Below are 11,185 nucleotides of genomic sequence, written 5' to 3' on the forward strand. Positions count from 1 at the left end.
TTATATGATTGTTGAAAAAGGTTTAGCGAAAAATACAGTTGTATCTTATGAACGCGATTTAAAAAGCTATGTGAAGTATTTGCAAAATGTAGAACAAACGAAGACGTTTCATGAAGTGACACGCTTGCATATTGTTAACTTTTTGCAGCATTTAAAAGAAAACGGGAAATCTTCAAAAACATTGGCGCGTCATATTGCATCGATTCGTTCGTTTCATCAATTTTTACTTCGTGAACGAGCAGTGGAGCATGACCCATCGGTACATATTGAAACGCCACAAGGGGAACGAAAATTACCAAAAGTATTATCAATCGACGAAGTGGAAGCATTGCTTCAAACACCGAAAACGGCAAGTGCTTTTGGGATTCGTGATAAGGCAATGTTAGAGTTGTTGTATGCAACAGGACTTCGTGTTTCAGAATTAATTGCATTAAATTTAGAAGATGTGCACTTAACGATGGGATTTGTTCGCTGTATCGGGAAAGGGAACAAAGAAAGAATTATTCCACTAGGAAGCTTAGCGACAGAAGCGATTCAAAAGTATATTGAAAAAGGAAGAAGAGAATTGATGGGGAAAAAAGCAGTAGATGCGCTCTTTTTAAACCATCATGGTAATCGATTATCGAGACAGGGATTTTGGAAAATTTTAAAACGGCTAGCGAAAGAAGCGAATATTGCAAAAGAGCTTACACCGCATACGTTGCGTCACTCTTTTGCTACGCATCTATTAGAAAATGGGGCAGACTTACGTGCTGTACAGGAAATGCTTGGACATGCAGATATTTCGACGACACAAATTTATACGCACGTTTCAAAAACTAGATTAAAAGATGTATATAAACAGTTTCACCCGAGAGCATAGTCACTATGCTCTTTTTTCATAGATTAAGAAGAGTGAACCATTTCACAGAAACTTCACAAACATTTCGTACATTGTTTTCAGCAGAAGACTAGAATATTACAATGTATTTCCTCTATACTAAGGAAAGTATGAAGGAGGAAATGATGATGAAAAAACTTATTATTACATTATTTATCGCGATGCTAGCATTGGCTGGCTGTAATACAAACAAAGAAGAACCGAAAAAAGAACAGAAACTTGAAGCTATAAAAGTAGCGGTTCAAACGAATCCGAAAGAAATTAAACCTGGTGAAAAAACAGAAGTACAAGCACTTGTTACACAAGGAAAAGAAAGAGTAACGGATGCTGATGACGTAAAGTTTGAGATTTGGAAAGATGGCGACGAGAAACACGAGATGTTAGATGGTAAGCATAAAGGAAAAGGTGTTTATGCAGTAGAGAAAACATTTGAAACTGATGGAGTATATCATATTATTCCTCATACAAATGCACGTGATATGCACGCTATGCCAGAACAAAAAGTTACTGTAGGGAATGCGAAAGTAGAAGATGCGAAAAAAGAAGAAGGCCATGGGGATCATAAAAGTGATACGATGATACATCTTATGGCTGGTGATATTAAAGCAAATGCAGAGTCAACAATGAAAGTTCATTTAAAACAAAAAGAAGAAGCGTTATCTGGTGCTGAAGTACAACTTGAGATTTGGAAAGACGGCGTTGAAAAACACGAATTTATTCCGGCGAAAGAAGGGAATAAAGGGGAGTATGAGAGTAAACATACTTTCAAAGAGAATGGTGCTTATAAAGTGAAAGTTCATGTAAGAAAAGGTGAACTACATGAACATAAAGAAGAAACAGTAGAAGTAAAATAAAAAGTAGCTCTTTAGAGCTGCTTTTTATTTTTATATTAGGAAATATGTTATAAAATGATTAGCACTTCTTTGCAGAATGGATTACAATAGAAGGGTAAAGAAAATGAGGAATTCTACGAAAATGTATTAAAAAGAAAGCGTAAACATGTTATGATATCAATATCAGATGTCTGACATCTGACTTGGGAAAACCTAGAAATGTTTTTTATTCGTTTGAAAGTAAAACGAAAAAGTTAGAGAATGATTTAAAGCAGTACTGTTTAATAATGAGGACGAAAGATAATTCCCATTGATAACAGTTTCACTTTATAGCGTTTTGAACATACTACAAGAAGTAGAACTGAACATATAGGAGGTTGCAGTTATGAATAAATATAAACGTATTTTCCTAGTCGTAATGGACTCTGTGGGAATCGGTGAAGCACCGGATGCTGAGCAGTTTGGTGATTTAGGTTCTGATACAATTGGTCATATCGCTGAACATATGAATGGATTACACATGCCAAACATGGTGAAATTAGGCCTTGGTAATATTCGTGAAATGAAAGGAATCTCTAAAGTAGAGAAACCGCTTGGATATTATACAAAAATGCAAGAGAAATCTACAGGTAAAGATACAATGACAGGTCACTGGGAAATCATGGGCCTTTACATTGATACACCATTCCAAGTGTTTCCTGAAGGATTCCCGAAAGAATTACTTGATGAATTAGAAGAAAAGACAGGTCGTAAAATTATCGGTAATAAACCAGCTTCTGGAACAGAGGTACTTGTTGAGCTTGGTCAAGAACAAATGGAAACAGGTTCTTTAATTGTTTACACTTCTGCTGATAGTGTATTACAGATCGCAGCTCATGAAGAAGTAGTACCACTTGAAGAGCTATATAAAATTTGTAAAATCGCACGTGAATTAACATTAGATGAGAAGTATATGGTAGGGCGTGTTATTGCTCGTCCGTTCGTTGGAGAGCCAGGAAACTTCACACGTACACCAAATCGTCATGACTATGCGTTAAAACCATTTGGTCGCACAGTAATGAATGAACTTAAAGATAGCGATTATGATGTAATTGCTATTGGTAAAATTGCTGACATTTATGATGGAGAAGGTGTAACTGAATCACTTCGTACGAAATCAAATATGGATGGAATGGACAAGCTTGTAGATACATTAAATATGGACTTTACAGGTATTAGCTTCTTAAACTTAGTTGACTTTGATGCCTTATTTGGTCATCGTCGTGACCCACAAGGGTACGGAGAAGCTCTACAAGAATATGACGCACGTCTTCCAGAAGTATTCGAAAAACTAAAAGAAGATGATCTATTATTAATTACAGCAGACCATGGTAATGATCCAGTACATCCTGGTACTGATCATACACGTGAATATGTACCGTTATTAGCATATAGCCCAAGCATGAAAGAAGGCGGACAAGAGTTATCACTTCGTCAAACATTTGCTGATATTGGTGCAACTGTAGCAGAAAACTTTAATGTTAAAATGCCAGAACATGGAACAAGCTTCTTAAACAAGCTAAAGAAATAGGGGGATAAACAGATGAATCGTGAACTAATTACAAAATCAGCTTCATACTTAAAAGAGAAATTTCAAGAGACACCACAAGTAGGACTAATCCTTGGATCTGGACTAGGTGTATTAGCAGATGAAATCGAGAACGCAGTAACAGTACCATACAGTGAAATCCCTGAATTCCCGGTTTCAACTGTAGAAGGACATGCAGGTCAACTTGTATTCGGTACACTTCAAGGTGTAACAGTAGTAGCAATGCAAGGACGTTTCCATTTCTACGAAGGATACGATATGCAAAAAGCAACATTCCCAGTTCGTGTTATGAAAGAACTAGGTGTAGAAACAGTTGTTGTAACGAACGCAGCTGGTGGTGTAAATACATCATTTGAACCAGGCGATCTTATGTTAATTTCAGACCATATTAACTTCATGGGTACGAACCCATTAATCGGACCAAATGATTCTGAAATGGGTGTACGTTTCCTTGATATGTCTACATCATATACGCCAGAACTTCGCGAAATGGCGAAACAAGTTGCAGCAGATTTAAATATTAAAGTACAAGAAGGTGTATATGTTGGAATGACAGGTCCTGTATATGAAACACCTGCTGAAATTCGTATGCTTCGTACACTTGGCGGAGATGCAGTTGGTATGTCAACAGTACCAGAAGTAATTGTAGCTCGTCATGCAGGTATGAAAGTACTAGGTATTTCTTGTATTTCAAATATGGCAGCTGGTATTTTAGATCAACCACTTCACCACGATGAAGTAATTGAAACGACAGAACGTGTTAAAGCTAATTTCTTAGCATTAGTAAAAGCAATTGTAAAACAAATGAAGGGGTGACTTCACAATGAGAATGGTGGACCTAATTGCAAAAAAACGTGATGGACATACATTAACGACAGAAGAAATTAACTTTATCGTTGAAGGATACACAAATGGTAGTATTCCAGATTATCAAATGAGTTCACTTGCAATGGTAATTTTCTTCCAAGATATGAATGATCAAGAACGTGCAGATTTAACGATGGCAATGGTAAATAGCGGTGATACAATTGACTTATCAGCCATTGAAGGGGTAAAAGTAGATAAGCATTCAACGGGTGGAGTTGGTGATACAACGACACTTGTATTAGGTCCATTAGTAGCTGCTTTAGGTGTACCAGTTGCGAAAATGTCTGGACGAGGTCTAGGACATACGGGTGGTACAATTGATAAATTAGAAGCAGTACCAGGATTCCATGTGGAAATTGAAAATGATGAATTCATGCGTCTTGTAAATGAAAATAAAATCGCTGTTATTGGTCAAAGTGGAAACTTAACACCTGCTGATAAAAAGTTATATGCGCTTCGTGATGTAACTGCAACAGTAAATTCAATTCCTCTTATCGCTAGCTCAATTATGAGTAAGAAAATTGCTGCTGGTGCAGATGCAATTGTTCTTGATGTAAAAACTGGAGCAGGCGCGTTTATGAAAACGGATGAAGATGCAAAGCGTTTAGCAGAAGCAATGGTACGCATCGGTAATAACGTTGGTCGTAATACGATGGCGGTTATTTCTGATATGAGTCAGCCGCTTGGTGAAGCAATTGGTAATGCATTAGAAGTACAAGAAGCAATTGATACATTACAAGGTAAGGGACCGAAAGATTTAGAAGAGTTATGTTTAACACTTGGAAGTCAGATGGTGTACCTTGCTGGACAAGCTTCATCTTTAGAAGATGCACGTGAAAAGTTAATTGAAGTAATGAACAATGGTAAAGCGCTAGAATCATTTAAAACGTTCTTATCCGCGCAAGGCGGCGATGCATCTGTTGTTGATGATCCTTCTAAATTGCCACAAGCACAATTTAAAATTGAAGTGGAAGCGAAAGAAGACGGTTACGTATCGGAAATCGTTGCAGATGAAATCGGAACAGCAGCAATGCTTTTAGGAGCAGGGCGTGCAACGAAAGAGTCTGAAATTGATTTAGCAGTTGGTCTAATGCTTCGCAAAAAAGTAGGCGATAGTGTGAAAAAAGGTGACTCTCTTGTTACAATTTACGCAAACCGCGAAAATGTTGAAGACGTAAAAGCAAAAATTTATGAGAACATGAAAATCGCTAAAGATCACGTAGATGCACCAACTTTAGTACACGGTATTGTAACGAAGTAATAAAGTGAAACTTTAATCAGTGGGGGGCTTTATCCCCACTGATTATTAGCCTTCACCAATCGGGCATTTACGGGCAGTTGATCCCAGACCTAACTTCTTTGCTTTCGCTGAATTTTGAGGTAGGGGTCTTACTGCCCGTAAATAGCGGGATAAAAAAAAGCTGAGGAGATTTCTCCTTGGCTTTTTTTACTATTTTGTGTTTATAATAGTAATGGGTGAAATTATGATTAGAATTTGTGCAATAACGAAAAAAAATGAAGTTTTATATGATGTTTCGCTAGAAGAAACGAAAAAAGAGAACATCATATGGTATTGGCTTGATTTATATAAGCCAACGAAAGAGGAGTATACATATATTTTACAAGATCACTTCAAGTTCCATCCCCTTGCAATTGAAGATTGTGTAGAGTATGTACAGAGACCAAAGGTAGATTTTTATGATGGATATAACTTTTTAGTTCTTCATGCATTCGGAGAAGACGGATTAGAACCGCATGAAATCGATTTATTTATTAGTGATCGATATATAGTCTCTTTCCATTTCTCTCATAACAATGCGATTGAAAGAGTATGGAAAACGCTCGGTGAAAAGAAACGTATTAAGAAGAGCCCTTTGCATGTAGCACATACAATTATTGACCAAATTGTAGATGATTATTTCGCACCTGTTTATTACATTGAAGACCATTTAAATGCAATTGATGATAATTTAACGGGTGAGACAGCAGGAAGTGTGCTAGAAGAAGTATTTGATATTCGTGCAGATTTATCTAAGCTAAGGCGTACGATTATTCCGATGCGTGATTTATTGTATCGTATATTAAATTCAACACGTTTTTACGGTATAAGCGATCATGAAATTTATTTTAAAGATATACATGATCATTTGCTTAAACTGACAGAGATGATTGAAGCGAGCCGTGAATTAACAGCAGATATTCGAGATAGTTACTTTTCGTTGAATTCCCACCATATGAACAATATTATGAAAACATTAACTGTTTTCTCAACTATTTTCATGCCGTTAACATTTATTGCAGGGGTATACGGCATGAACTTTGCACATATGCCAGAGCTTGGCGGGAAGTATAGTTATTTTATTTGCTTAATTTTAATGGCATTAATTGGCGGCGGAATGATGGCTTGGTTTTATAAAAAAGGTTGGTTTAAGTAAAAAAACACCGAGGATTTCCTCGGTGTTTTTTTCTTAGCCAATAGCGTGTAATACGAACATGGCTAAGAATAAGCATGTAATAATATACATGGACGGTGCGACTTCTTTACGCTTTCCAAGTGCAACTTTCAAGATAGGATAAGCGATAAATCCGAACGCAATGCCATCAGCGATACTATATGTGAGCGGGATCATAACGATAATTAAAAACGCTGGAAATCCTTCTGAAAAGTCGTTCAGAGGAATTTGTTGAATGCTTGTAATCATCAGACCGCCAATAATAATTAAGATTGGTGCAATGGCGCTGTCAGGAATTATTTTGACAAACGGAAGCGCAAACAGTGATGCGAAGAATAACAACCCTGTAACGATAGACGTCAGACCTGTCTTTCCGCCTGCAGTAATACCTGAGGCACTCTCTACTGTTGAAACGGTAGGGCTTGTGCCAAATAGACCACATGTCATTGCTGAAATTGCATTTGCTTGGTAAGCACGTGGGAATTTACGATCATCTTCTAATAAACCATGTAAAAGTCCCATGTTCTCAAAAATAAGCACCATGCTTAAGGAGAATGTTGCAATCCAAAATGGCAAGGAAGAAAGTTTCCCAAATGACATAGCTCCAAACACATCGCCATAATTAGCGAATGAAAACGAACTATTTCCCATTTGACTCGTATCAACAAGACCAAACAGCCATGCAATACCAGTTCCAATTGCAATCGTCCATAAAAAGCTTCCACGTACGTTACGCGCAAATAGTACAAGTGCGACAATAAGAGTAAGTAGTGTGGCAAGAACGACAGGACTACTTAATTTTCCCATTGCAACAGCAGTATTAGGATGCGAAACGACTAAACCACCTTTTTGCAAGCCGATGAAAGCTAAAAACAACCCGATACCGACAGTGATCGCTTCCTTTAATGACTTTGGAATCGATACCGAAAGCACGCGAGCAATCGGTGTAAAAGCAGCAATTGCAAAAATAATACCGGCGATAAAAACAGCTGCCAATGCTTCTTGCCAAGTTAAACCGAGCGTATGCACAGCAGTGTACGTGAAGAATGCATTTACACCCATACCAGGGACAAGAATAGCAGGTGCATTTGCCCAAAATGCCATGAGTAGACATCCGACAAATGAACTAAAAACAGTTGCCAAAATTCCTGCCTCAAGAGGAATGCCGGCATCTGATAAGATTGACGCATTTACAATCATAATATAAACAATTGTGAAAAATGACGTGACTCCAGCTAAAACTTCTTGTTTTGGTGATGTTTGGTGTAAGTCTAATTTAAATGTTCTTTCAAGTATTCCTTTCATGTTAAACCTTCTTTTTCATATCCCTCTCCCACCCGTGATATCTCTTATGTAAGAGCTCACCGTCCTTTATTATATCAGAACATCATGTTTTTACAACAACGAAAATGATACCGGTTACTTATAAATGAGTTTATTTATAAATACGTAAAAATTGCCCGGATAGATGAAATGATTTCTAGTTCTCCTGATTGAATGGGCGGAGCTGCTTGCGCATGCAAAGTAGCATATGATGCGATCTCCCGTGGTAATTGGGCAGATTCTTCAACGAGTGAGAGGGGAACAGGATTAATATTTAAATTGTAGGTACTCGCAATTGTACGAGCTTTGTCTACTGCTTGTTGCAGAGCTTGAATGAGAGCTTGCTCATAATATTTATTTGGGTGAGATATTCGAAAACGTAATCCTTTTGCTACGTTTGCCCCATTTGTAACGGCTATATCATATACTTCCCCTGCTTTTTGCACATTTAAAACGGTAATTTCATACAAATGCTCCACACGATAGCCTTGTAGTAATGCTTTATCATTTACATATTCGTATTGAGGAGTAATTGTATAAGAAATGGTTTCTATATCTTTATCGGCAATACCTAGCTGTTTGAGTGCATCAAGCAATTGTTTCGATTGCACTGCATTTTCTTCTTGCGCCTGTTTTACATTTTTACTATCTGTTCGAATGCCCAGTGTTAATATGACAATATTTGGTTTTGCCTTTATAATGCCTTCTCCTTGTACAGTAATAGTAGCTTCTTTACCAGTATTTGTCGTACGGATATTATGTAAATACGGATTCATTCCACTTTGCATTTATGCTCACCATCCTTTTTTATATGTATATGTGTGAACAAAAAAGAAAATCTTATGAAAAAAGTTACATAAATGAGAATGTTGAGGGAAGAAAGCATATACAATATAGGTATTTATAGATTATAATATGTATAAATATGATAAAAAAGGGACGAGGCTAGTGAACGAAAATAGAGAAACACTGATTTTAGATTTATCTGCATCATTTCGAAAGATGATACGTTTATTACAAAATGATATTAATACACGTTTTTCAGAGCATATGCCATATAATGAATTCTCTGTATTACGTGCGTTATTTTTAAAAAGTCCACAGATGGCTTCGCAAATTGCGAGTGAAGTAAACGTAACCTCCAGTCATATTACAGCTGTAACAGATCGTCTCGTGCGAAAAGGGTTTGTTGAAAGAAAACGTTCAAATTCGGACCGTCGTATCGTATACTTAGAAATTACTGAAAACGGACGAGAAGTAACTGAAAAGCTTGAAGCTGTGCGTAAAGAATATTATAAAGAGAAATTTAAAGGGTGGAGCGACCAAGAGATAGAAATGGTTTTAGAACTATTTGGCCGCGTATTATAATAAATGAGGATAGGAAGCGAGAGCTTTCCTATCCTTTTTCTTTTGAATAAAAATATTTTGAAACTCCGATACTTTAATTAAACAGATCGGAGGAAAGATTATGAAATATATTGTTGCACTTACCATTTTACTTGGAAGTTTTTTCTGCTTTCATATATTCATGTACGCTGATACCCCTATCCAAGTGGTGCAAAAAGAAGTGAAGTACATTGAAAACGATAATACCGTCTTGTATTCGAAATTATGGGTTCGTTCTATGCAAAACGCAGTATTATTTCATCATAGTGATAATGTTCGTAATCAGGACACTTTGCGTAATGTAACAAGTTCATCGCTCGTTAAAGCGAAGCAATTACCATTTAAGAAAGCATCGATGTACATTCCAAGATTATCGCAATACGTATCAAAAGCAGGGAAAGAAAATATTCAAGTGCACTACATTGCGGTGCACTATAATGTGAAAAAAGAAAATGCATATCAGCTAAATGGCATGAACTATTTTCTGCAAGTATTTATGAAAGAGCAAGGGGAATGGAAAATTGCTGAAAGTGTAGTCGCACCGACAGAGCAAATTGTGAAAAACGGTGATGGATTTGGGATGAAAGAAGAGATGGTGTATGGAGATAGGAGAGAGAATGTAAAATAACCTCCTTTTGAAGGAGGTTATTTTATTTGAAATTCCAAGAGACCTTCAATCTCAATATTTTAGATAGAAGAAAATAGCTAATTATGCTTGTTCCGAACAAACCAACGTAAAAATTAAGCAACGAATGGGTCCCGCCAATTATTAAACCGCCGCTAATTCCAATACAGAAAATAGCGCAGACCATAAATGTTTTTTGAAGCTTTGGATATAGTAAGAAACTACCATTCCGCTCATTGACTGAACGAACATATAAATATATACCGAGTGGTAATAGAATAATTATATTTACAATAGGTCCAATCAATGTTTTTACTGAAGGGATTTCTGTAAAGTTTGGTTCATTATGACGCACTCCATCATTATCGGTATAAGCACTTTGTGGATTATAATCAAATCTAATATGAAAATTTTCTGCTGGACCCGAAATGCGTATGTTTTCCATAACACGATGCATATTGCCATTATCCTCATGAAAGTCAGTATTCGAGTGAACAGCGATGACCGCTGAGATAAGGGATGGAAATAACAATGGAAACATGAATATAGCTGCAGTAAGAAGTCCCTGCGAGAGAATATTCCCAGTAATTGTTCCTATACATAATGCAAGCGTATAAATAGCGATTAATACAATTAACATGTATATAAAGTAACTATGAAATGGAGAAAATATTTGATATTTATTATGAAAAGTTGTTTTTTTCATAATGGCGAATAGTCCCCAGTTTAATACGATGATTGCTGCAATGTTGCAGATCCCAAACAACCACTTTGTTATATAGGTGTGTGAACGTTTAAATGGCATAGACCATAGCAAGTCACTAGAGTTATTTTGTCTTTCCCAACCAATTAATGTACAAGCTAGAACGATAAGTACACCACCTAACAGTATGACAGGGTCTATAAGTGTTAAATCAAAGTGGTAGTGATATACATAGTTCCACTTTTTATTGTCATTTAGAAAGTATAGCTGTTGAATAGAAGCCATATAGTATTTATATGATAAAGTATAGAAGCTAACGAACCAAAACAACCACACAACATATTTACTTTGTTGATATGTTCTTAGCCATAGTGCTTTTTGAAACATAGGCCCCCTCCTTTAAAAAACTTTATAATTTGTTAGACGTGATAGTACAACATAAGTAATGATTCCAGCGAGAAGCAAACTGATATAGTAGTTAAGTAAGAAATTAAATTGATTTATTTTATAGCCACCTAGTAATGCAA

At 36.5% G+C, this 11,185-nt stretch carries 11 protein-coding genes and 1 pseudogene; 8 read left to right on the forward strand and 4 right to left on the reverse strand.

The annotated features are described in order from the left end of the window. The 6 genes from xerD to corA all read left to right on the forward strand — a co-directional run. A partial coding sequence (gene xerD / locus AB3X49_RS11940) for a site-specific tyrosine recombinase XerD (protein WP_367962230.1) occupies nucleotides 1-862 on the forward strand: 862 nt, incomplete at its 5' end. A 146-nt stretch (nucleotides 863-1,008) separates the two neighbouring features. Then, nucleotides 1,009-1,734: a FixH family protein gene (locus AB3X49_RS11945; protein ID WP_367962232.1), complete on the forward strand. Its 726-nt coding sequence runs from the start codon at nucleotides 1,009-1,011 to the stop codon at nucleotides 1,732-1,734. Nucleotides 1,735-2,098: 364 nt separating this feature from the next. Further along, on the forward strand, nucleotides 2,099-3,283 hold the full coding sequence (gene deoB, locus AB3X49_RS11950; protein WP_367962234.1) for a phosphopentomutase: 1,185 nt from the start codon (nucleotides 2,099-2,101) through the stop codon (nucleotides 3,281-3,283). Between the two features lie 12 nt (nucleotides 3,284-3,295). Beyond that, entirely contained in the window at nucleotides 3,296-4,117 is an 822-nt protein-coding gene (locus AB3X49_RS11955) for a purine-nucleoside phosphorylase (RefSeq protein ID WP_367962236.1), read from the forward strand. A gap of 7 nt (nucleotides 4,118-4,124) precedes the next feature. Then, entirely contained in the window at nucleotides 4,125-5,429 is a 1,305-nt protein-coding gene (locus AB3X49_RS11960; protein ID WP_367962238.1) for a pyrimidine-nucleoside phosphorylase, read from the forward strand. A 211-nt stretch (nucleotides 5,430-5,640) separates the two neighbouring features. After that, nucleotides 5,641-6,603 carry a magnesium/cobalt transporter CorA gene (gene corA / locus AB3X49_RS11965; RefSeq protein WP_002067031.1) on the forward strand — a complete coding sequence of 321 codons (963 nt, stop codon included), beginning with the start codon at nucleotides 5,641-5,643 and terminating at the stop codon, nucleotides 6,601-6,603. A 33-nt stretch (nucleotides 6,604-6,636) separates the two neighbouring features. Here corA and AB3X49_RS11970 read toward each other — a convergent pair whose 3' ends face one another. Next, nucleotides 6,637-7,926, reverse strand: a complete 1,290-nt coding sequence (locus AB3X49_RS11970; RefSeq protein WP_367962240.1) for an NCS2 family permease — start codon at nucleotides 7,924-7,926, stop codon at nucleotides 6,637-6,639. Between the two features lie 134 nt (nucleotides 7,927-8,060). Next, nucleotides 8,061-8,732, reverse strand: a complete 672-nt coding sequence (locus AB3X49_RS11975; RefSeq protein ID WP_367962242.1) for an SIMPL domain-containing protein — start codon at nucleotides 8,730-8,732, stop codon at nucleotides 8,061-8,063. A gap of 160 nt (nucleotides 8,733-8,892) precedes the next feature. Between AB3X49_RS11975 and AB3X49_RS11980 the strand changes: the two genes are divergently transcribed. Together AB3X49_RS11980 and AB3X49_RS11985 are read left to right on the forward strand one after the other, a co-directional pair. Beyond that, nucleotides 8,893-9,312: a MarR family winged helix-turn-helix transcriptional regulator gene (locus AB3X49_RS11980; RefSeq protein WP_002088468.1), complete on the forward strand. Its 420-nt coding sequence runs from the start codon at nucleotides 8,893-8,895 to the stop codon at nucleotides 9,310-9,312. 100 nt (nucleotides 9,313-9,412) lie between these two features. Further along, nucleotides 9,413-9,958 (forward strand): hypothetical protein, encoded by a 546-nt coding sequence (locus tag AB3X49_RS11985; protein WP_367962244.1) that lies wholly within the window; start codon nucleotides 9,413-9,415, stop codon nucleotides 9,956-9,958. A gap of 22 nt (nucleotides 9,959-9,980) precedes the next feature. On the opposite strand, the gene AB3X49_RS11990 is transcribed toward AB3X49_RS11985, so the two are convergent. Next, entirely contained in the window at nucleotides 9,981-11,045 is a 1,065-nt protein-coding gene (locus AB3X49_RS11990) for an ABC transporter permease subunit (RefSeq protein ID WP_367962246.1), read from the reverse strand. Nucleotides 11,046-11,057: 12 nt separating this feature from the next. Beyond that, nucleotides 11,058-11,185 (reverse strand): annotated as a pseudogene (locus tag AB3X49_RS11995) (ABC transporter permease); the annotation flags it as partial.

This window comes from Bacillus sp. C30, from assembly GCF_040838255.1.
GTDB lineage: Bacteria > Bacillota > Bacilli > Bacillales > Bacillaceae_G > Bacillus_A > Bacillus_A mycoides.